The sequence below is a fragment of the Paeniglutamicibacter sp. NPDC012692 genome (genome assembly GCF_042901625.1).
GTDB lineage: Bacteria > Actinomycetota > Actinomycetes > Actinomycetales > Micrococcaceae > Paeniglutamicibacter.
In genome coordinates this window covers 602,686-622,638 of record NZ_JBIBDE010000002.1, presented here as the reverse complement: position 1 = coordinate 622,638, position 19,953 = coordinate 602,686, and the positions used below count along the sequence as shown (strand labels likewise).

General features: G+C 64.5%; 22 protein-coding genes. 17 read left to right on the top strand and 5 right to left on the bottom strand.

The features are described 5' to 3' along the window. Nucleotides 1–37: 37 nt before the first annotated feature. A complete protein-coding gene (locus tag ACFY5D_RS10975; RefSeq protein WP_387529127.1) occupies nt 38–1,033 on the bottom strand; it encodes a LacI family DNA-binding transcriptional regulator in 996 nt (331 codons plus the stop codon). Nucleotides 1,034–1,197: 164 nt separating this feature from the next. Here ACFY5D_RS10975 and ACFY5D_RS10970 point away from each other — a divergent pair, with 164 nt between their 5' ends. The 10 genes from ACFY5D_RS10970 to ACFY5D_RS10925 all read left to right on the top strand — a co-directional run bounded on the left by ACFY5D_RS10970 (nt 1,198) and on the right by ACFY5D_RS10925 (nt 10,795). Then, a complete protein-coding gene (locus tag ACFY5D_RS10970) occupies nt 1,198–2,076 on the top strand; it encodes a transporter substrate-binding domain-containing protein (protein WP_387529124.1) in 879 nt (292 codons plus the stop codon). After that, a complete protein-coding gene (locus tag ACFY5D_RS10965) occupies nt 2,076–3,194 on the top strand; it encodes an amino acid ABC transporter permease (RefSeq protein WP_387529121.1) in 1,119 nt (372 codons plus the stop codon). The genes ACFY5D_RS10970 and ACFY5D_RS10965 overlap by 1 nt, the downstream gene beginning before the upstream one ends. 2 nt (nt 3,195–3,196) lie before the next feature. Continuing rightward, entirely contained in the window at nt 3,197–3,940 is a 744-nt protein-coding gene (locus ACFY5D_RS10960; RefSeq protein ID WP_387529118.1) for an amino acid ABC transporter ATP-binding protein, read from the top strand. A 3-nt stretch (nt 3,941–3,943) separates the two neighbouring features. Then, a complete protein-coding gene (locus tag ACFY5D_RS10955) occupies nt 3,944–4,699 on the top strand; it encodes a type 1 glutamine amidotransferase (protein WP_387529116.1) in 756 nt (251 codons plus the stop codon). 223 nt (nt 4,700–4,922) lie between these two features. Further along, complete coding sequence (locus ACFY5D_RS10950) at nt 4,923–5,090, top strand: hypothetical protein (protein ID WP_387529113.1); 168 nt, start codon at nt 4,923–4,925, stop codon at nt 5,088–5,090. Nucleotides 5,091–5,593: 503 nt separating this feature from the next. Next, on the top strand, nt 5,594–6,715 hold the full coding sequence (locus ACFY5D_RS10945; RefSeq protein WP_387529110.1) for an ABC transporter substrate-binding protein: 1,122 nt from the start codon (nt 5,594–5,596) through the stop codon (nt 6,713–6,715). Further along, nucleotides 6,712–7,521, top strand: coding sequence for an ABC transporter ATP-binding protein (locus tag ACFY5D_RS10940; protein WP_387529108.1), 810 nt, complete (start codon nt 6,712–6,714; stop codon nt 7,519–7,521). Before ACFY5D_RS10945 ends, ACFY5D_RS10940 begins: the two co-directional genes overlap by 4 nt. Beyond that, the gene (locus ACFY5D_RS10935; RefSeq protein WP_387529105.1) at nt 7,514–8,404 is read left to right on the top strand and encodes an ABC transporter permease; all 891 of its coding nucleotides are present in this window, start codon (nt 7,514–7,516) and stop codon (nt 8,402–8,404) included. The genes ACFY5D_RS10940 and ACFY5D_RS10935 overlap by 8 nt, the downstream gene beginning before the upstream one ends. A gap of 135 nt (nt 8,405–8,539) precedes the next feature. After that, a complete protein-coding gene (locus ACFY5D_RS10930) occupies nt 8,540–9,907 on the top strand; it encodes an NtaA/DmoA family FMN-dependent monooxygenase (protein WP_387529102.1) in 1,368 nt (455 codons plus the stop codon). A 27-nt stretch (nt 9,908–9,934) separates the two neighbouring features. Next, nucleotides 9,935–10,795 (top strand): ribokinase, encoded by an 861-nt coding sequence (locus ACFY5D_RS10925; protein WP_387529099.1) that lies wholly within the window; start codon nt 9,935–9,937, stop codon nt 10,793–10,795. A 127-nt stretch (nt 10,796–10,922) separates the two neighbouring features. On the opposite strand, the gene ACFY5D_RS10920 is transcribed toward ACFY5D_RS10925, so the two are convergent. Next, the gene (locus ACFY5D_RS10920; RefSeq protein WP_387529096.1) at nt 10,923–11,567 is read right to left on the bottom strand and encodes a PadR family transcriptional regulator; all 645 of its coding nucleotides are present in this window, start codon (nt 11,565–11,567) and stop codon (nt 10,923–10,925) included. A gap of 142 nt (nt 11,568–11,709) precedes the next feature. Here ACFY5D_RS10920 and ACFY5D_RS10915 point away from each other — a divergent pair, with 142 nt between their 5' ends. Next, entirely contained in the window at nt 11,710–12,216 is a 507-nt protein-coding gene (locus ACFY5D_RS10915) for a flavin reductase family protein (RefSeq protein ID WP_387529093.1), read from the top strand. Between the two features lie 43 nt (nt 12,217–12,259). Continuing rightward, nucleotides 12,260–12,673 (top strand): riboflavin kinase, encoded by a 414-nt coding sequence (locus ACFY5D_RS10910; protein ID WP_387529789.1) that lies wholly within the window; start codon nt 12,260–12,262, stop codon nt 12,671–12,673. Between the two features lie 119 nt (nt 12,674–12,792). On the opposite strand, the gene ACFY5D_RS10905 is transcribed toward ACFY5D_RS10910, so the two are convergent. Next, nucleotides 12,793–13,215 carry a VOC family protein gene (locus tag ACFY5D_RS10905; protein ID WP_387529090.1) on the bottom strand — a complete coding sequence of 141 codons (423 nt, stop codon included), beginning with the start codon at nt 13,213–13,215 and terminating at the stop codon, nt 12,793–12,795. Between the two features lie 199 nt (nt 13,216–13,414). Here ACFY5D_RS10905 and ACFY5D_RS10900 point away from each other — a divergent pair, with 199 nt between their 5' ends. Next, nucleotides 13,415–14,734, top strand: coding sequence for a GAF domain-containing protein (locus tag ACFY5D_RS10900; RefSeq protein ID WP_387529087.1), 1,320 nt, complete (start codon nt 13,415–13,417; stop codon nt 14,732–14,734). A 42-nt stretch (nt 14,735–14,776) separates the two neighbouring features. Here the strand turns inward: ACFY5D_RS10900 and ACFY5D_RS10895 are convergent, their stop codons facing one another. Then, nucleotides 14,777–15,442, bottom strand: coding sequence for a GAP family protein (locus ACFY5D_RS10895; RefSeq protein WP_387529084.1), 666 nt, complete (start codon nt 15,440–15,442; stop codon nt 14,777–14,779). Nucleotides 15,443–15,709: 267 nt separating this feature from the next. Here ACFY5D_RS10895 and ACFY5D_RS10890 point away from each other — a divergent pair, with 267 nt between their 5' ends. The 3 genes from ACFY5D_RS10890 to ACFY5D_RS10880 all read left to right on the top strand — a co-directional run bounded on the left by ACFY5D_RS10890 (nt 15,710) and on the right by ACFY5D_RS10880 (nt 18,985). After that, nucleotides 15,710–17,233 (top strand): aldehyde dehydrogenase family protein, encoded by a 1,524-nt coding sequence (locus ACFY5D_RS10890; RefSeq protein ID WP_387529081.1) that lies wholly within the window; start codon nt 15,710–15,712, stop codon nt 17,231–17,233. 178 nt (nt 17,234–17,411) lie between these two features. Next, nucleotides 17,412–18,443: an alcohol dehydrogenase AdhP gene (gene adhP / locus ACFY5D_RS10885; protein ID WP_387529078.1), complete on the top strand. Its 1,032-nt coding sequence runs from the start codon at nt 17,412–17,414 to the stop codon at nt 18,441–18,443. 128 nt (nt 18,444–18,571) lie between these two features. Continuing rightward, a complete protein-coding gene (locus ACFY5D_RS10880) occupies nt 18,572–18,985 on the top strand; it encodes a DUF779 domain-containing protein (protein WP_387529075.1) in 414 nt (137 codons plus the stop codon). Here the strand turns inward: ACFY5D_RS10880 and ACFY5D_RS10875 are convergent. Then, entirely contained in the window at nt 18,982–19,425 is a 444-nt protein-coding gene (locus ACFY5D_RS10875) for a pyrimidine dimer DNA glycosylase/endonuclease V (protein ID WP_387529072.1), read from the bottom strand. The genes ACFY5D_RS10880 and ACFY5D_RS10875 overlap by 4 nt on opposite strands. Nucleotides 19,426–19,507: 82 nt before the next feature. Between ACFY5D_RS10875 and ACFY5D_RS10870 the strand changes: the two genes are divergently transcribed. Continuing rightward, the gene (locus ACFY5D_RS10870) at nt 19,508–19,951 is read left to right on the top strand and encodes an acyl-CoA thioesterase (RefSeq protein WP_387529070.1); all 444 of its coding nucleotides are present in this window, start codon (nt 19,508–19,510) and stop codon (nt 19,949–19,951) included. The last annotated feature ends 2 nt before the right edge of the window (nt 19,952–19,953 follow it).

Below are 19,953 nucleotides of genomic sequence, written 5' to 3'. Positions count from 1 at the left end.
GTAGTTCAACGGGCGGGCCACCGGCCGCATTTGGGTGTCACCTCGGCACCGTTCCCCGGCGGGCGGGGCGCAACCGGTACTCGGTTGTTGAGTCCTGCGCCGTCCCGGTTTCCAGGAAGTTGACGAGCGTCCTGACCGCGAGCTTTCCGGGGCTGACCTCATCCGTGGACTCAATGTAGTTCACGCGTGGATCTTGCTTGGCCTGTGTTGACGTGGCCGCCGAGGAAAGGATTACGTCCTCGGGAATCCCCAGGCCAAGCGCGGATGCCGCGTCAATGACCGCGGTTGAGTAACTTTCGTTGAGGCAGTAGACCGCCTCCGGCCTGTTTTCCGCAAGGATGCGCCGGGCCACGTCGTTGACATCGTCTCCCGGGCTTACCGCGGTGGAACGTGGCAGGATCTGGTTTTCTTCGCACCATTCGGTGAAAACCCTGCCGGTATCGGCCGTGTATCGGTCGATGACGGAGCCGGTGAACAACCGGATGTCCGCGAGTTTCCTGCCGGTGCGCTCGTGAAATTGGCGGGACGTCTCATCAAGGATTTCCCGAAGGTAGACCTCGACGTTGCCGCGGATCGCGATTTGTTTTTCGCCGCGTTTTTCGCCGACAAACCCGCCATCCGCGACGAGTGGAATGCCGCGGGCAGCGCAATATTCGACGATGACGTCGTCTTGAATCGGGTCAACGACGATCACTCCGTCAAGGTTTGCCAGCGCTCCTTCGAGGTTGCGACTCCCCGGTGCTGCTGCGGCCACTGAGTACCCGTGTTCCATGGCTTCGATGGCTGCGTCGGCGATGATCTCGCGGTAGTAGGGGAGGTAGGTTTCCTGCCAAACGGGGGAGTCCCGGTAGCTGACGAGTACGCCAAGAATCCGGCTTTGACCTGTGCGGAGTGCCCGACCCAGCGGGTTGGCCCGATATCCCAGGTTCTTTCCTGTCTCCAGGACCTTCCTGCGCGTTTCCGGGGCGACTTCGCCCTTGTTGTTGTAGACGAGGGATACCGTCGCCGGCGAAACTCCCGCCGCTGAAGCCACGTCCTTGATGCGAACCGCTTTGGCCCGAGTGGGTGAGTTTTTTTGATCCGGCATGTGCTCGAGGTCTCTCCCTTGTGTGACGTACTTGACACAATCCTACTGGTGCGTCGTAGAATTCCATCCTAGCCGCCTAAATCGATTTAGGTAATGTTGAAAGGATCCACATGCGCCACACTCGCTTTGTCGCAACCGCCGGTGTAATCGCCCTGGCCATGGGTTTGACCGCCTGTGGTTCAGGCGGAAAAGACTCCCCGGCCGCGAAGGCCGATTCCGCTCCATTTGGGGATTGCGTGATCACGGGTGAAGCCGGCAGCCACCCGCTGGAACTCATCAAAGACGGGGTCGTAACGGTCAAGGCCGATCTCCCGTCTCCGGGTTGGTACAACGGCGACACCGTCGAGAGCATCAAGAGTGGATTCGATTACTGCCTGCTGGCCAACATTGCCCACCGCGGCGGAGCCAAAGGCCTGGACCTGCAGAATTCCTCGTTTGACGGCCTGGTTGCCGGCAAGTCGGGGTCGTTCGACTTGACCCTCAACCAGATCACCATCACCCCGGAGCGCACGAGCGTGATGGACTTCTCGAAGCCCTACTACGAGTCGACGGCAGGCGTCATGGTCAAGAAGGGGACGGCCATGACCCAGGGCGACCTCGCGAATTCGCACCTCGGGGTTAAGCAGGGCACCGTGGGCCAGATGCTGGTTGCCAAGACCATTAAGCCTGCCAAGGATCCGTCGGTGTTCCCGGGTGACCCTGAGCAGCAGGCGGCCGTGGCGGCGGGCCGCATCGATGCCGGAATCCAGGACCTGAGCATCGTCCTCGGAGCTGCGGCAAAGTCTAAGGGCGCGCTCGAGGTTGTCGGCCAGATTCCGACCAATGAATCCTACGGCGTGATGATGCCCAAGGGGTCGGCCAACGTCAAGGTCGTCAATGCGATGCTTGACGAAATGAAAAAGGACGGCACCCTGGACAAGCTCAGCTCGGCCTACCTGACCGACGCCTACGGAATTGACCCGACCACGATTCCGGTTTGGAACTTCTAATGGCAGACCTTCTCACCACCAAGCCGTCGGTGCCCGTCAGCGGCAAACCAAACACCGGTGAACACCCCGACGCAACCAAGACGGTGCTCCTGGCCGCCACGATTGTCTTTGCCCTCACGCTTAGCCTGACGATCTACACGGGCACGTTGCTCGTCGTTGCGGCCAACCCCGGCGTATGGACAATCCTGCTGGGTAGCGTGGCCGTACTGCTCGTGCTCATGTCGCTGGGCACGGCCGTCCCGCTCATCAAGGGATTCAATGCCGCCCGGGCCGGCGACGAAGCACTCAAGGCGGGCAACACCGTCGAAAGCCGGCGCCTGCGTTTCCGCGGAGCGAACTCCGGATGGATCACGCTGGGCTCGTCGTTGCCGATCAGCATCCTGTCGGTGTTCGTGCTCTTCCTGCTGGCAAACAACCACGCGGTGCAGACCACGTTCTTCGACGTTTCCTTCATGGCCAAGAGCCTGGGGGACGTGGCGAAGGCCTTTACCAACAACATCATCATTGCCGTCACGGCAGAGCTGTTCGTGCTGGTGTTCGGTCTGGTCATTGCGATTGCACGCATGGCGCCGGGCGCGGCCGGCAGGCCAATCCGTTGGCTGGCAACGACCTATGTGGACATCTTCCGCGCCGTTCCCTCGATCATCGTGATCTACCTGGTGGGCTTTGGCCTGCCGCTGGCAAACGTGCCGGTCCTCAGCGAGATGAGCCCGATGTGGGCGGCCATCTTCGCCCTGACGTTGACCTACAGCGCCTATGTCGCGGAGGTGTACCGGGCCGGAATCTCCAGCATCCACTGGTCCCAGGTCTCGGCTGCGCGCTCGTTGGGTCTCAGCTACGGCAAGACGATGCGCTACGTGGTGGTTCCCCAGGCGTTCCGCCGTGTTTCGCCGCCTCTCCTCAACGACTTCATTGGCCTGCAGAAGGACACGGCATTGGTGACCATCATCGGAACCGTCGATGCCTTCACCCAGGCAAAGACGTACGCGAGCAACTACTTCAATCTCTCTTCCGTCACCGTCGTGGCCCTCCTGTTCATCCTGATCACGATTCCGCAGACCAGATTCGTTGACCGGCTGCTGGAAAACGACGAGAAGAAGCAAAGGCTACAAGGCTAACCATGTCATTTCTTGAACTGAACAACGTGACCAAGTCCTACGGATCAAACACGGTCCTGCGCGGCATCAACCTGCACGTTGAAAAGCACGAAGTCGTTTGCCTGATTGGTGCCTCCGGTTGCGGCAAGTCAACATTGCTGCGCACCGTAAACGCCCTGGAGCCAATCAACGGCGGCGATATCCGTCTGGAGGACGACGTCGTTTCCGGCGAAGGCGTCAACGTCAACGCACTGAGGCAGAAGGTCGGGATCGTCTTCCAGAGCTTCAACCTCTTCCCCCACATGACGGTTCTTCAGAACGTCACGTTGTCGCCGGTGAAGGTCTTGGGGATTGCGAAGGTCGAGGCCGAAGAGCGCGCGATGGCACTGCTGACGCGAGTGGGGCTTGACCACAAGGCCGCGGCATTCCCCGACCAGCTCTCGGGCGGACAGCAGCAGCGTGTGGCAATCGTGCGCGCTCTGGCAATGAACCCCGAGGTGCTGTTGCTGGATGAGATCACCTCTGCGCTCGACCCGGAGTTGGTGGCCGAGGTCCTGAACATCGTGCGTGAACTTGCGCAGGAGGGCCTGACGATTCTCATGGCCACCCATGAAATGTCCTTTGCGCGCGAGGTCTCGAACCGCGTTGCGTTCCTTCACGAGGGGCGTGTGCTGGAAATTGGCGAGCCGGAGCAGATCTTCGGCAACCCACAGGAAGAACGAACCCAAGAGTTCTTGCAGAAGATTGTTGCGGCAGGAAGGCTCTAAAAAGTGACACTGAATCAGGAAAATGCAGGGTTGCGGGTTCTCGTCGTTGAACACGAACGCACGGCCGACGCCGCGTTGGTGGGCGAGCAGCTGGATGCCGCGAACATCGACTACACCGTGGTTGGCCCCGAAATCGGGGTCCAGGTTCCCGACTCCCTTGAAGGTTTCGACGGGCTGATCGTGCTTGGCGGGTCCCCGGGGCCTATGGAAGACGACGCGGCTCCTTGGCTGCCCGGCGTGCGGGCCTTGATTGCGAACGCGCTAAACATCCAGATGCCGTACCTCGGGATATGCCTTGGCGCCCAGATGTTGGCACATGTCGCGGGTGGAAACGTTGAAACCATGGAGGCCGGTCCGGAGATCGGGTTGGTTGACATGAAGCTGACCGAGGCGGGCCGCCGGGATGAACTTCTTGGCGGTCTCGATGGGGATTTGTCGGCCCTCCAGTGGCACTGGCTCGAAATCGTTGCCCTTCCTGCCGGCTCCGTGACATTGTGCTCAAGCGAGAACTGCGCGAACCAGGCATTCAAGGTCGGTCCGAATGCCTGGGGGGTGCAGTTCCACATGGAAGCCGTGGCCCGCACCGCGCGCCAATGGTGCGATGAAAGCGTTGACCGGCTTGCCGAGCTGAAGATCGATCCGCAAACGGACATTATTGATCCCTTCGACGGCATCGAGCCAAGCTTGAAGAGCCGGTGGTCGATGGTCACGAACCGCTGGATCGACGTGGTCAGGGAAAATTCCCGAATCCCCGTCTAGCCGTGCGGAAGATGGGATCGCCTCACTGGCCCTGTCAGCAGGCGGTCCCGTCGGCCCACGGCCCAACTTCGCGTAGTTGGTTTGGCAGGCTTTTCCCCGGCGACGACCGTTCATGTGTGCGGGCGCAACAAAAGCCGGTGCATTGGCTCGGGACCCTAGAGTTCCCCCGGCGCCCCGGCGTAGAGTGTTGCTACCGCCGTCGGGGAACGCTAAGGAGAACGCCATGGGCGAGTACAAGATGTACACGGATGCACAGAAGGCCACGTACCTGGCTCCTGCCTGCGAACGCTGCGGCCAGCACCGGCATATTGTCTGGGAGGACCGCGGCGAGGGCGAAGCCCACTGGTCGCCGAGGGATGCAGGTTGTTCCAACGAGGCCTGCACCTCCTGACTTAAGCAACCAATACGCACGCCAAAAGTGCGCCGGGGGATTCAAGAATCTTGAATCCCCCGGCGCACTTTTGCGTGGTGCAGAGTCGCGACGCCGAGCCTGGCTTGCCGAGTGGCGGCTTGTTGCTCCATCCGGATGCACGGGCTGCGAGCGATTTTTTCTCCGGAGCATTTCTCGGGGTGATTCTCCGCCCGGCGCGCCCGATCTGACCCTGGTTGCGGGCCCGGCAGGATCACGGCGGGCAATGTTCAAACTTAACTATGTTTGGGATGTTGAAAGACCGCTTCACAATGTCAGCTGCCGGGCATTCCCGGAAGTCGATTTTCCTGCCGGATCTAGCCACTTTGATGGAGGAAATAGCGACGCGCGGGCCCTGACGAAAGCTGCGCGTGGGCGAGCCCGGGTAATGTGATCTTGATTGCTCAAAAGTATAGACAAGTTTATCCATTCAAGTTTATGCTGACTGAAATGCCCCACCCGGACCTAGGAAGGAATTTCAACTCGTGAGCAATCTGCTGAAAAAGGGCGCCCGTCGCCGCAGTCTTCTCGTTGCCGGCGGCATTGCCGCGGCGCTTTCACTGAGCGCCTGCGGCGGTGGTGCACCCGCTGCGACGAAGCCATCCAATGCCGAGACGGTCCTCGACGACGCGGCCTGCCAACGCAACAAGGACGCCGGAAAGATCACCTACATTTCCGGATACGGCTACTCGGCCAGCGCCGGCCAGCTGGACGTATTCCTTGCGAAGGAACTCGGCTACTTTGACGCATTGTGCCTCGACGTTGAGATCAATGCCTCCGGGGCCAACGGCCAGCAGCTGGTCTCCTCGGGCCAGGCCCAGTTCACCGCGCTTGGCTCCGCCTCGGACGTGATGCTCGCGGCGGCGAACAGCAAGAACCTGACGGCCGTCGCCACCTACGGCAGCGTCTCCCCGTTCTCGATCTTCGCCAATGAAAAGGTCGCCAGCCTCAAGGACCTCGAGGGCAAGAAGCTCGGCTACTTCATCAACCTCACCCCGATCGCCTCCGCCATGCTCGACGCCGCAGGCGTGGATGTTTCCAAGGTCGAACTGATCAAGATGACCAACTACGACCCCACCGTCGTGACTCGCGGCCAGGTCGATGCGATCGTTGGCTACGCCTCCAACCAGCCGCAGACGCTCAAGGCCATGAACCTTCCGTTCAAGGAATTCCTCCCCGCGGACCTCAACGTCAAGGGCACCTACAACGTGATGGAAGCCAACACCGAGTTCCTGACCAAGCACCGCGAAACCGCCTCCGACTTCATGCGCGCCTCGCTCAAGGCCCTGGACTACTGCCTTGAGAACGATGCCGACTGCCTGGATAGGATCAGCAAGCTTGCGGCGGACAACAACCAAGGCTCGGCCTTCCCGCGCGAGCAGCTCGAGCGCACCTGGAACGTCGAATCCACGTGGGTCAAGAGCGATCCGGCGCTGAGTCCCGGCATGCAGACCGCCGACCAATGGTCCTCGGAGTACGAACTGGTGAAGAAGTACGGAAAGGTCGCGGCAGTTCCGCCGGTCACCGACATGATGGACACCACCTTGGTCGCGGACCTCTACAAGGACGGCAAGCTGGTCTGGCCGGCCGAGAAGGCCGCGTCGTGAGCCTCGCGCCAGGGACCCCCGAGCACGCGGGCGTGCAGATCAGCAACGTCTCCAAGAGCTTCGGCGCCGTGGGATCCAAGACCCTGGTGCTGGACGACGTCAGCATCACCATCAAGAAGGGCGAATTCGTCTCGGTGATCGGCCCCAGCGGCTGCGGCAAGTCGACGCTGCTGAAGATGATCGCCGGCCTGGGCGAGGCCGACTCCGGCGACGTCCTGGTGGACGGAACCTCCATCAAGGCCGCCACCAAGAACAAGATGATCGGCCTGGTCCCGCAGTCCCCGGCCCTGCTGCCGTGGCGCACCGTGCTGGACAACGTCACCCTGCCGATGTCCGTGAACCGCAAGGCCAACGCGGGGCGCACGCTGCGCGACCCCAAGGAAATCCTTGACTCGTTCGGGCTGGGGCACGCGCTGCACAAGTACCCCTCGCAGCTCTCCGGCGGCATGCAGCAGCGCGTCGCGATCGCCCGGGCCTTCGTCTTCGACCCGAGCGTGCTGCTCATGGACGAGCCGTTCTCCGCGCTCGACGAGATGAACCGCGACCAGCAGCGGCTGGGCCTGCTGGATTTCTGGCAGTCCAACCGCAAGACCGTGCTCTTCGTGACCCACTCGGTGCCCGAGGCCATCATGCTCTCGGACCGCATCATCGTGATGCAGGCCCACCCGGGCCGCATCGCCGAGGTCATCGACGTGGACCTGCCCCGCCCGCGGGATGCCCACGTCTACGCCACCGACGAGTTCCGCGACCTCGAGGGCCGCGTCCGCTCAACCCTGCACAACGTCATGGAGGTTGCCCGTGTCTGATGTACATACGGCCCCGGCCGCAACGAGAAGCGCGCCCCCGCTCTCCGAAGGCGCGCGCGCCGGAATCCTGAAGGCCGACCCGCAGGCCGGGCATCCGTCCGCCGGCGCGAGGTTCTCCAAGGCGAGCAGGTGGCGGCTGTGGGTCCCGCCGGCCATCACCTTCGTGGTGGTCGGGGTGCTCTGGCAGGTCGTCGCGCTGGCCAACCCCTACGTCATCCCGACCATCGGCGACATCTGGGCCAGCCTGGCCGGCGACCCGGAGATGTACTGGAGCAACATGCTGGTCACGCTCCAGGAGGTTGTCGTGGGCGCCGCGGCCGGCATCCTGATCGGCTTTGCCATCGCCGTGGTGATGGCCGAGTTCGAGATCATGGAACGCGCCGTCATGCCGCTCTTCGTGGTCATCATGGTCACCCCGATCGTGGCGATCGCCCCGGCGCTGGTGGTGGCCTTCGGCTTCGGCATGACGCCGAAGTACATCGTCACGGCCCTGGTGGTCTTCTTCCCGATGCTCGTCAACGCGCTGGCCGGCCTGCGCGACGTGGATCCGCGGACCATGGACGTCATGCGCACCCTGCACGCCAGCCGCTGGGAGATCTTCCGCGACCTGCGCCTGCCCGGCTGCATGCCGTTCGTCTTCGCCGGGCTGCGCGTGGCGCTGCCGCTGGCGATCGTGGGCGCCGCGGTGGCCGAGTTCGTGGCCGCCGGACAGCAGGCGGGCCTCGGCTCGCTGGTGACGATCTCCGCAGCACAGGCCAACCTGCCGGTCGTCTGGGCCAGCATCGCGCTGCTCTGCCTCATGGGCGTCGGGCTGGTCGCCGTCCTGGCATTGGTGCGCAAGAAGGTCCTGTGGTGGAGCGACGGGAACGTCATCGCCCGCTAGGAACCATAACCCGCTAGACCACCCCCTCTTTAGAAAACACCCCCCTATAGAGCGCCGCCCGGCAGAACTTCATCTGCCAGGGTTCCCTTCCCGTGCCATCGGGATCCAACAAATTTCTTGATGAAGGGTAATGACATGAAACAGCTTCGCTTCGGCCTGTTCGAAAACGCCCAGGCCAACGACTCCGGAACGGCCACCTGGCGGCACCCGGAGAACGAGCGCGACCACTTCGACAACCTGGACTACTGGAAGAACATCGCCCGCATCTGCGAGGAGGCCCGGCTGGACTTCGTCTTCCTGGCCGACGCGTGGGGCTGGTCGGAGGTCAACGGCGAACGCCCGGAGATCTGCACCGTCGAATCCCTGGACCTGCCGCGGCTGGATCCGGCGATCGTCGCCGCCGCCATGGTCTCGGCCACCACGGAGCTGGGCTTCGTGATCACCGGTTCGACGCTGATCGAACAGCCGTATTCCTTCGCCCGCCGCATGTCCAGCCTGGACCAGCTCTCCAACGGGCGGCTGGGCTGGAACGTCGTCACCACCGGCACCGCGGAGACCGCCGCCGCCGCGTTCGGCATCCCCATGGTCGCCCACGACGACCGCTACGACATGGCCGACGACTTCATGGAGGTCGTCTACAAGCTGTGGGAGGGCAGCTGGGAGCCCGACGCGCTGGAGCGGGACAAGGCCGGCCGCTTCGCCGACCCGGCCAAGGTCCACCGGATCAGCCACGAGGGGCCGTACTTCAGCTCCGAGGGCTACGGGAACACCTCCTATTCCCCGCAGGGCACCCCGGTGCTTTTCCAGGCCGGGTCCTCCGACCGCGGCCGCCAGTTCGGCGGGCGCCACGGCGAATGCATCTTCCTGGGCGGGTCCTCCGCGGCCAAGATGGCAGGCCAGGTCAAGGCGATCCGCGACGAGGCCGTGGCCTCGGGCCGCAAGGCGGATTCGGTGAAGCTGATGGCCGCGTTCTCCTGCGTCGTCGCACCCACCCGCGAGGAGGCGCAGGCCAAGTACGAGTCGGTGCTCGCGGCCCAGGATCCCGCCGTCGCGGTGGCCTCCTACGCCATGTTCACCGGCCTGGACCTGTCCGCCTACGCCCCGGAAACCCCGATGGCGGAGCTGCGCACCGAGCTGTCGCAGACCCAGATCTCCCGCTTCGCCGACCTCACGGTGGGCGACGTGCTCAAGGACTGGCACGCCCACGGCGTGCGCAGCACCCCAGTCGTCGGGTCCCCGGAGGACGTGGCGGACGCGATCTGCGCGCTGGCCGAGACCGCAGACCTCGACGGGTTCCTGCTCACCCCGGTGATCCAGCCCGGGTCGACGCTCGACTTCGTCGAACTGGTCCTGCCGATCCTGCGCGAACGCGGCGTCGCCGCCTCCGAGTACGGGGGCTCCACGCTGCGCGAGCGCCTCTTCGGGACCGACACCCCGGTACTGGGCGCGAACCACCCGGCCGCGGGCCACCGCGTGCAGCCGGCCGACGCGCTGAACGGCTAGGGGGAGCACGGCGTGGGAGTGGTGTGCGTGGTCGGCAGCATCAACCTCGACGTGATGGTGCGGGTCGACCGCAACCCCGAGGTCGGGGAGACGGTGCTCGGCGAGGCAGTCGCCCGGCTCCCCGGCGGCAAGGGCTTCAACCAAGCCGTCGCCGCCGGGCGCAGCGGCGCCGAAACGCTTTTTTGCGGGAGCGTGGGCGAGGACCCCGACGGCGCTTTCCTGCGCCGGGCGCTGCTCGGTGCCGGGCTTGGCGACGCGCTCCTGTCGGTGAGCAAGGACCTCCCGACGGGCATGGCCCACGTGGCCATGCTGCCCGAGTCGGGGAACTCGATCATCGTCTCGCAGGGGGCCAACGCCGCGCTGTCCGCCCGTGCCGCGGCAACCGCCGTCGACGGCGCGGACGTGGTGCTGGCCCAGCTCGAGGTTCCCGCGTCGACGGTGGAGGCGGCGCTGGCCGCCGGCCGCGCGGCCGGCGCGCTGACGATCCTGAATGCGGCGCCGACCAACGCCTTCGCCGAGTCCCTGCTGGCGCATGTGGATGTGTTGGTGGTCAACGAGACGGAAGCCGCGGCGCTGGGCGGCGTCGATGCGCTGCTGGACGCGGGCCCGCGGTCGGTCATCGTGACCCTGGGATCCCGGGGGTCCCGGTGGAAAAGCCGGGCGGGCGACGACCTGCGGGTGCCGGCGTTCGCCGTCGACGCCGTGGACACCACCGGGGCCGGGGATGCCTTCTGCGGCGCACTGGCTGCGGCCCTCGGCGACGGGGCCTCGATGCCGGAGGCCATGGAGCGGGCCTCGGCCGCCGGGGCGCTGGTGGCCATGGACCTGGGCGCACAGACGGATCGGCTGAGCGTCGAATCGCTCGCCGAACTGGTGGCGACCCGCTAGCCAGGGGGCGTTGTGAAGGATCCTAGGCGGGTCCGTTGCACAGCAGAAATGCCGGGGTTGCCGCTTCGAGAAGTGAAGCGGCAAGCCCGGCATTTTTGGCTGCCGAGGCGGCCAAGCCTGTGGTTCCCTAGGAAGTTGCGTCCGCGGGCTCCGGGGAAGCGTCCCCGGCCGGAGCTTCCTTGGGCTGAACGACCTTGGGCTTTTTGGTCTCCCCGGCGAAGGTGTACTCACCCGCGCGCATGCGTTCGGAGAGTCCCCGGACCCACGTCTGTTCCCCGCGGAGCCGGCTGATGGAGAGCTCGAAGATCTCCCGGACGTAGGCGGGGGTGGACGTCGACCGGTGGACATCCTCGATGCTGTATTTGTTGCTGGCGATTTTTGCGTCGATCTCACGCACGCGGTGGTCCAGCGCCGCCAGGACTTCCTCGCGGCTGAGCGCATACATGAACGACGTCAGCGCCATGACCGGGCCGATGTCGAAGGTTTCGACCGTCCACAAGGCCCCGCGGAGCAGGCGCAGGAACTCGACCTCGCCCTCCGGGGTGATGCTGTAGGTGGTGCGCTCCGGCCGCTTGCCCTCGGACTCGGTCCCGGTTTCCTCGACGTAGCCGTCCTTCTTCAGGGAGCGCAAGGCGTTGTAGATCGACCCCGGCTGGATGTTCGCCCACTCGTCCACATGCCACGTGAGCAACTCACGTCGTAGGAAGTAGCCATGCACTGGTTGGAACTGGTGCACCGCACCCAGCACCAGGAGACGCGTTGTGGTTGACATGGCTCCCATCGTAGTCAAAAAAGAAGCCAAAAAACATCGAAGGCGCACTTGTTAGGACGACAAATGCACAATAGTATTTTTCTAACTAGTCAAACTTGAATACGAGTCCCGAGCATTCGTTGGATCGAGAAGGAGCCAGAAAATGTCAATACAGACAAACACCGAGGGCGCACCCGACCAGCTTGCCCTGCGACAGGCATTCTCGCTCTTCCCGACGGGTGTCGTTGCCGTCTGCTCGGTCGTCGACGAAACCCCGGTGGGCATCGCGGTCAACTCCTTCACTTCCGTTTCGCTCGACCCGCCCCTGGTGGGGATCTGCGTTGCCAAGTCCTCCGCAACCTGGCCGGTCCTTGCCGACAGCAACCGACTGGGCCTCAGCGTGCTCGGTTCGCACCAGGGGAAGCTGTGCCGGAGCCTGGCCTCGCGCAACACCGACAGGTTCCTTGAGGCACCGTGGCGCGCCACCGACGCCGGGGCCGTGGTCATGGAGGGAGCTGCGCTTTGGCTCGAATGCGAGGTGCGCTCGACCTTCGACGGGGGAGACCACGTGGTCGTCCTGCTGGAGGTCGTCAAGTCCGACCTGTTCCCCGACGTCACCCCACTGGTGTTCCACCAGAGCAAGTTCCGCGAGCTGCAGATTGCCGAATGACCTTCCAGACTCCGCCGCAGCGCGGGATGCGGCAGTGAACCGGATGCTTGCCGCCCCGGCCGGCGTGCCGACCCGGTTCGCCGGGGTCGTGGTCGGCGGCAACAGGCGCGGCCGGGTTTTGGGTTTCCCCACCGCGAACATTGAGGTGGATTCCTTGGCGGGGGAGCTGGAGGACGGCGTCTATGCCTGCCTCGTCTCCTTCCCGCCAACGACCGAGACGTTCGGGGCAACCGTCAGCGTGGGGAACAACCCCACGTTTGGCGACGTCACAGAAAAGCGCGTGGAAGCATACATCCACGACTTCGACGCGGATCTCTACGGCCGAAGAATCGGCGTTCATGTTGTCGCGTTCCTGCGCGCCATGGAGCGATTCGACACCGTGGAGGAGCTAATCAGGCAGACAAGCGACGACGTCGAGTGCGCGCGATCCTTCCTTGCGAACCTGCCGGAACGCTAGACGAGGGAACGCCAACGTGGCGGTGGACAGGGCGATGCCCGGGGCCCGGGAAGTTTGCCGGTGGTTCCGCACCCCTCGAAACCACCGGCGCCCCCCAACCACGCGGGAAAGCGCCTCCGCTACTCCCCGTCAGCGCCAAAGGCCGACATGTCCATCCAGCCGACCTCCCACTCGTGCCCGTCGGGATCCAGGAACGCCACCGAGTACATGCCGGGGAATTCCTCGGAAGCCTCTCTGTAAATCGTGCCGCCGTGCGCGAGCGCAAGGCTGGCGAATTCGTCAACCTCGGCGCGGCTCTCGCCACTGATGGCGTTGAGCACTTCGCGCCCGCCCGCACCGAACGCGGGGGTGTCGCCGTTGCGCAGGAACGATTCGTAGAACCCGGTCGTCAGAATCATGATCCAGCTGGTTTCCGTGATCATCCACGCGCTGGCCATGTCATTCGAAAAATCGTCATTCTTCTTGAAGCCGAGGCCGGAGTAAAAGGCATCCGAGGCCGCGAGATCCTTCGTTGGAAGATTGATGAAAACCATGCGGTCCATACGACCGTTCCCTTCTGTCAGGCTTGTGCCCTCGGCCGGGCAGCAAAGTGGCCCGACACATACTCTGGCATGCGGGCGGGTCGCTGCCAAGGGTTCAAATGGGCGGGGATCTCACCTAGGCTGGGCTAAACATTGCGATGGAATCGTGTTGACCTTGTCTCCAGACGACCGCCATGAACCCTGCCTCGAAAGGTAGAGAATGCCGCTGATTTCCCCGGCTTCGCAGTCGCACCAGCGGCATGCGATGAAAGCCCATGAAATTTTGGGTAAGAACGACCTTCGAAATTCCGTCTATCAATTGCGTGACGTGGTCAGGGATTCGTGGCTGCGCTCCATAGGGTTCCAAGCGGACTCGAGATCCAATGAACACACGGTGCTGGCCGACGGGGACCTGCAGCAATTGCGCTCCGACTCCCCGATTCGTCTGATACTTCCCGTATTTGACAGGCTTTTGCTGGAACCCGCCAAGGACGCGGGGTTGATCCTTGCCGTCGGGGACCATGCCGGGCGACTGCTCTGGGTCAAGGGTGAAAGCCAAGTGCTTCGGCAAGCCGAATCCATGGCCTTTGTTCCGGGGGCAGACTGGTCCGAGCGCACGGTGGGAACTTCCGCCCCTGGAACGGCACTGGCCACGGGCGAGGGCGTGCAGGTCTCGGGCGCCGAACATTTCAACGAAATTGCCCACACATGGAGTTGCTCCGCCGTTCCCATCCGCGCGCCCGGCACCGGTGAAGTGATCGGGGTAGTCGACCTGACCGGCGGGGAGGAAGCTGTTGCCCCTTACTCGCTGGCCTTGCTCAAGGCCGCCGTTGCCGCCGCGGAATCCGAGCTTCGCTGGCAGCAGGAAAGGCAGGAAAGGACTGAGCCGCCCGCCGCAAGACGTAGCATTTTCGCTGCCCCGAACCGGCGCGCCCGTGGTGATGACGATTCCCTGCTGCGACTCATGCCGGCCACCGGCCCCGTGGCGGTTCGCGGGGCCAAGCAGTTGGAGCTCAGCACCAGGCATGCGGAACTCCTGACCTTGCTGAGCTGGCATCCACGAGGACTCACCGGCGAAGAACTCGTGGACCTGCTGCATGTGAACCCGGATGCCGCAGACCTTGGAACCCTGCGCGCGGAACTGGTGCGGTTGCGCAAGGCGCTTTCCGGTTTTGACGATTCCCTGGTGCCGCTCTCACGCCCGTATCGCTTGGCGAGGGTCCCGCGCAGCGACGCACGCGAAGTGCTTAAGGCCATCGAGTCCGGCGACCTGGACGCCGCCCTAGCGCACTACGGGGGACCGGTGCTTGAGCGTTCGAGCGCGCCGGGCATCGAGGCGATCCGCGTGGAAGTTTTTGCCGCGCTGCGGCAGGCGATGCTGCAGGACGGCAACGAGGAGCAATTGCTGCAATTCCTGCAGACCCCCGAAACAAGCGGTGACGAAGAGTTGCTGAGCACCACCTTGCAGGTGTTGCCGGCCCGATCGCCACACCGCGCCCTGATCGTTGCCTCGCTCGAGCGATTGGAAGCGAACGGGTAGCTGTCCGTGGTGCGCCACCGGGGAACCCTCGGACAATGCCTTTTAGAGGTAGGTCAACCCGTCGCTGACCAGCACAACGCCCAGCACCAGCAGTACGACGCCGACAACGGTTGACTGGTGGCGCAACAACCACCTCTGGGCCGACCCCAGAATGCTTTGGGCACGCTCGGGAGCGACGAGGTGCATCAGAACCGGTGCCAGGACGGTGGTGCCTGCAATGAATACATAAAGCAGACCCAAAACAACGATGGCCCCGGGCTGTTGGTGGGCGGCACCGATTGAAATGGCGGCGCCCAGAGTGAACGCCAGCTCCTTCGGGTTGATGGCAGTCACCAGAAGCCCCAGGCCGAAGGCGCGCGGGGTTGAGATCGTGTCGAGCCCCGCTACCCAACCGGGCATCGGGGGTTCGGTTTCCCCCTGCGGCCGTTTGCGCCATTTGCGCACCGCAACGTAAACCAGTCCAAGGCCCAACAGGATCTTGATAAGCCCGCCCAACACCGTGGTTTCCCGCGTTTCCGGCATGGCCTCGGCGGCAAACGTCAGTACGGTCAGCATCACCGCGATACCCAGCAAGCGCCCGGCCATGAAGCCTACGCTGCGGCCGGTCCCGTTGGCCGAGAGCACCAGGAAGACGATGGCGATCAGCGGCAGCGGACTAAGAGCCGTGCCGAGTGCCAGGGGCAGGAATTCGCCGATTGCGGCAAGCATGTATGGCGCTTCGCTTTCATTGTCCGGTTTGAAGGTGACTCTTGATGATCCACCCGTGGCGGGTGGAGTACAAGCCGAGGTTGCACAGCGATACGAAGTGGCGTGTCCGTCGAGACGCGAGGCCCCCTTCGGCACTTCGATTCACGGCAGGCATCCAGTCACGGCAGCGTTGCAACCTTGCCCGCGAAGGCATGCAACGTTGCCGCAACGTCGGTGTGAGTAGGCTCACACATGGTAGTGAAAACCCCCGAAATCCAAGGAGACACCATGACTGTCTACGTAAACCCGAACACCGAAGGATCCCTCGTTCACTTCAAGACCCGATACGACCACTACATCGGTGGGCAGTGGGTGGCCCCGATCAAGGGGCAGTATTTCGAAAACGTCACCCCGGTCACCGGGAAGGGGTTCTGCGAGGTCGGCCGCGGCACCGCGGAGGACATCGAGGCGGCAATCGACGCGGCAGAGGCAGCGGCGGGCCCGTGGGGCAAGACCAGCCCGGCCGCCCGCGCGGTGATCCTGAACAAGATCGCCGACCGCATCGAGGAAAACCTGGAAATGCTCGCCGTCGCCGAAACCTGGGACAACGGCAAGGCGGTGCGCGAAACCATCAACGCCGACCTCCCGCTGGCCATCGACCACTTCCGCTACTTCGCCGGCGCCATCCGCGCCCAGGAAGGCGGCCTGTCCCAGCTCGACGACAACACCACCTCGTACCACTTCCACGAGCCGCTCGGCGTGGTCGGCCAGATCATCCCGTGGAACTTCCCAATCCTCATGGCCGTCTGGAAGCTCGCCCCGGCGCTCGCCGCGGGCAACGCCATCGTCCTGAAGCCGGCCGAACAGACCCCCGTCTCCATCCTGGTCCTCATGGAACTGATCGGCGACCTGATCCCGGCCGGCGTGCTGAACGTCGTCAACGGCTTCGGCGTGGAGGCGGGCAAGCCGCTGGCCTCCAACAAGCGCATCCGCAAGATCGCGTTCACCGGCGAAACCACCACGGGCCGCCTGATCATGCAGTACGCCTCCGAGAACCTCATCCCGGTCACCCTGGAGCTGGGCGGCAAGTCCCCGAACATCTTCTTCGAGGACATCGCGGCCAAGGACGACGCGTTCTACGACAAGGCCCAGGAGGGCTTCACCATGTTCGCGCTGAACCAGGGCGAGGTCTGCACCTGCCCGTCGCGCGCGCTGGTGCAGGACTCCATCTACGACACGTTCCTGCCCGACGTCATCAAGCGCACCGAGGCCATCAAGCAGGGCAACCCGCTGGACACCGACACCATGATGGGCGCCCAGGCCTCCAACGACCAGCTGGAAAAGATCCTGTCCTACCTGGACATCGGCAAGGCCGAGGGCGCCAAGGTGCTCACCGGCGGCGGCCGCGCCGAACTCGGCGGGGACCTGGAGGGCGGCTACTACGTGCAGCCGACCATCTTCGAGGGCCACAACAAGATGCGCATCTTCCAGGAGGAGATCTTCGGACCCGTCGTCTCGGTGGCCCGCTTCACCGACTACGACCACGCCATCGAGATCGCCAACGACACCCTCTACGGGCTGGGCTCGGGCGTGTGGAGCCGCAACGGCAACACCGCCTACCGCGCGGGCCGCGACATCCAGGCCGGCCGCGTCTGGGTCAACCAGTACCACGCCTACCCGGCGCACTCGGCGTTCGGCGGCTACAAGTCCTCGGGCATCGGACGTGAGAACCACAAGATGATGCTCGACCACTACCAGCAGACCAAGAACCTGCTCGTCTCCTACTCCGAGGACAAGCTCGGATTCTTCTAAACCGCAATTTTCCCCCGGACGCAGGCCAACAACCTCATCCCTTGCCCGCCTGCGTCCCGGGGGACCACACGCCATTTTCCGATCCACACCCTCAAGACCACCGGGCGCGACGCCGGCGCAACGACGCTTCCCCTGGCGCGCCCGAAAACGACAACGACTCGAGCAAAGGAACATCTCTATGGGCACCATGCGAGCAGCCATCGTCAACACGTTCGGCGAAGAACTTGAAGTCGGCACCGCGCCGATCCCGGAGCCGGGCCCGGGCCAGGCACTGGTCAAGGTCATCGCCTCCGGCGTCTGCCACACCGACCTGCACGCCGCGCACGGCGACTGGCCGGTCAAGCCGTCCCTTCCTCTGATCCCTGGCCACGAGGGCGTGGGCAACGTGGTCAAGATCGGCCCGGGCGTCACCGAGGTGAAGGTCGGCGACCTGGTGGGCAACGCCTGGCTTGCCAGCGCCTGCGGCAGCTGCGAATTTTGCCGCACCGGCTGGGAAACGCTTTGCGAGTCCCAGCAGAACGGCGGCTACTCGGTCGACGGCTCCTTCGGCGAGTACATGCTGGTCGACGCAAAGTTCGCCGCCCACATCCCGGAGGGTGCCGACCCGTACGAGATCGCCCCGGTGCTCTGCGCCGGCGTGACCGTCTACAAGGGGCTCAAGCAGACGGAAGTGAAGCCGGGCCAGTGGGTTGTCATCTCCGGCATCGGAGGCCTGGGCCACATCGCCGTGCAGTACGCGGTGGCGATGGGCATGCGCGTTGCCGCCGTCGACGTGGCCGACGAGAAGCTCGACCTGGCCCGCTCCCACGGCGCCGAGGTCACCGTCAACGCGTTCGCCGAGGACCCGGCCGAGGCCATCCAGAAGGCGACGGGCGGCGCCCACGGCGTGCTGGTCACCGCCGTGCACCCGGCGGCGTTCGGCCAGGCCATCAACATGACCCGGCGCGGCGGGACCATCGTGTTCAACGGCCTGCCGCCGGGGGAGTTCCCGGCGCCGATCTTCGACATCGTGCTCAAGGGCCTGACGATCCGCGGATCGATCGTCGGCACCCGCCAGGACATGATCGAGGCACTGGACTTCTACGCCCGGGGCAAGATCAAGCCGACCATCCAGACCCGCCCGCTCGAGGACGTCAATGCGGTCTTCGACGAGATGCTCCACGCAAAGATCGACGGCCGCGTGGTCATCGACTACGTCGGGCAAAAGTAGGACACTTGGCCTGACACGGGCCGAGCCACCAGGTCAGCATCGAGGTCCGGCACCACCGTCATGGAGCGGCGCCGGGCCTCGGTGCTTGGGAATGCCGTTCCGCCTCGGCGGACACAAGGGAGCACATCATGGAAACCGTCATCGAATCAGCGGCGGCCATCCCCGGGGAGGAATTCTCCCGGGTGGCAATGAACGAGGAAGCCGCGGACCTCCTGCGCCTGCTGTGGCACCGGCACGGGCCGCTGATGTTCCACCAGTCCGGAGGCTGCTGCGACGGCTCCTCGCCCATGTGCTTCCCGGCCGGCGAATTCAAGACGGGGGATTCGGACATCCTGCTGGGCGTCTTCACGCTGCCCGATGCCGACGGCAGCGCGCTGGGCACCCTGGACTTCTGGATGAGCAGGGAACAATTCGAGTACTGGAAACACACCAAGCTGACCATCGACGTGGTGCCCGGGCGCGGATCCGGCTTCTCCGTGGAGGCGCCGGAGGGCAAGCGCTTCCTGATCCGCAGTGAGATCATCGAGTTCCCTGCCGTCTAGTTCGCGGGTCGTTCCCAAGACTCGATGTCCCCGGGAGCCGCCACGAAGAGCGGGTGCAGGGTCGGCGGATTGTCGTCTTCCAGCACTGCCTCGCGCTGCGGGTCGCGCATCGCGAGCTTGGCCAGCAGGTGCTCCCGCTCGTAGGCAACCTGGCCGACGGTCACGGCAAGCGTGGGTTCTTCGCATCCAGCCGGCGGGCGCAGGATCAGGCCCCGGTTGAAGTTGTAGCCCCGCGCATCGGCCTCCAGCGCCAGATGCGCCAAATAGATTCCGACGGTCGCCAGCGGGTCGGCCGTGGCGCGGAAGCGCTGCAGCTGCGGGTGGTTCCGGTATCCGGTGGTCCCGCCGTCCAGCACTTTTTGTGCCAGCAGGGTTTCCCGCCAACAGGCCAGCAGCCCCTTGGTGTCGAGGTAACGCGGGTGCAGGCTCCAAAGACGCATCTGCCCAGCCTATCGGCGCGATGCGGCCGCCACGTGCTTAATCTACTGCGCGCTTGGCCCCGGCTCTGGTGCAATGGGGTTCATGAGTGAAAACAACCCCGCGGGCGCCGGAGTGCCCATCGACATGGAATTGCAGTTGCGCTGGTCCGACGAGGACGCGCTGGGGCACGTGAACAACGCCCGCGTCGTCACGCTGATGGAGGAGGCCCGCATCCGCTGGACCCAGCCCCGGGGCAAGTCCGGCCGCTTCCCCTTCGGCACCGTCGTTGCCTCGCTGCAGCTGAACTACTTGCGCCCGCTTCACTACCAGCCGACCATGACCATCCGGCTTTCCGTGGTGCGCATCGGCACCAAGTCGTTCTCCCTGCGCCACGTGGGGATCCAGGACGGTCAGCCGGTCTTCGACGGCACCTCGGTGATGGTGCCGCTGGCCGAGGACAAGGTCTCCAGCCGTGCGCTCAACGAGCTCGAACGCGCCTGGCTCGAGGGTGCGTTTGTTGAGGTCGAGGCCAAGGCCCGGGCCTAGCC

Coding starts and splice junctions, on each gene's coding strand:
- ACFY5D_RS10890 (WP_387529081.1), top strand. CDS start 15,710: ATGACTGTCTACGTAAACCCGAACACCGAAGGATCCCTCGTTCACTTC.
- ACFY5D_RS10905 (WP_387529090.1), bottom strand. CDS start 13,215: ATGGACCGCATGGTTTTCATCAATCTTCCAACGAAGGATCTCGCGGCC.
- ACFY5D_RS10880 (WP_387529075.1), top strand. CDS start 18,572: ATGGAAACCGTCATCGAATCAGCGGCGGCCATCCCCGGGGAGGAATTC.
- ACFY5D_RS10870 (WP_387529070.1), top strand. CDS start 19,508: ATGAGTGAAAACAACCCCGCGGGCGCCGGAGTGCCCATCGACATGGAA.
- ACFY5D_RS10930 (WP_387529102.1), top strand. CDS start 8,540: ATGAAACAGCTTCGCTTCGGCCTGTTCGAAAACGCCCAGGCCAACGAC.
- ACFY5D_RS10910 (WP_387529789.1), top strand. CDS start 12,260: ATGCTTGCCGCCCCGGCCGGCGTGCCGACCCGGTTCGCCGGGGTCGTG.
- ACFY5D_RS10900 (WP_387529087.1), top strand. CDS start 13,415: ATGCCGCTGATTTCCCCGGCTTCGCAGTCGCACCAGCGGCATGCGATG.
- ACFY5D_RS10950 (WP_387529113.1), top strand. CDS start 4,923: ATGGGCGAGTACAAGATGTACACGGATGCACAGAAGGCCACGTACCTG.
- ACFY5D_RS10875 (WP_387529072.1), bottom strand. CDS start 19,425: ATGCGTCTTTGGAGCCTGCACCCGCGTTACCTCGACACCAAGGGGCTG.
- ACFY5D_RS10920 (WP_387529096.1), bottom strand. CDS start 11,567: ATGTCAACCACAACGCGTCTCCTGGTGCTGGGTGCGGTGCACCAGTTC.
- ACFY5D_RS10965 (WP_387529121.1), top strand. CDS start 2,076: ATGGCAGACCTTCTCACCACCAAGCCGTCGGTGCCCGTCAGCGGCAAA.
- ACFY5D_RS10895 (WP_387529084.1), bottom strand. CDS start 15,442: ATGCTTGCCGCAATCGGCGAATTCCTGCCCCTGGCACTCGGCACGGCT.
- ACFY5D_RS10915 (WP_387529093.1), top strand. CDS start 11,710: ATGTCAATACAGACAAACACCGAGGGCGCACCCGACCAGCTTGCCCTG.
- adhP (WP_387529078.1), top strand. CDS start 17,412: ATGGGCACCATGCGAGCAGCCATCGTCAACACGTTCGGCGAAGAACTT.
- ACFY5D_RS10970 (WP_387529124.1), top strand. CDS start 1,198: ATGCGCCACACTCGCTTTGTCGCAACCGCCGGTGTAATCGCCCTGGCC.
- ACFY5D_RS10960 (WP_387529118.1), top strand. CDS start 3,197: ATGTCATTTCTTGAACTGAACAACGTGACCAAGTCCTACGGATCAAAC.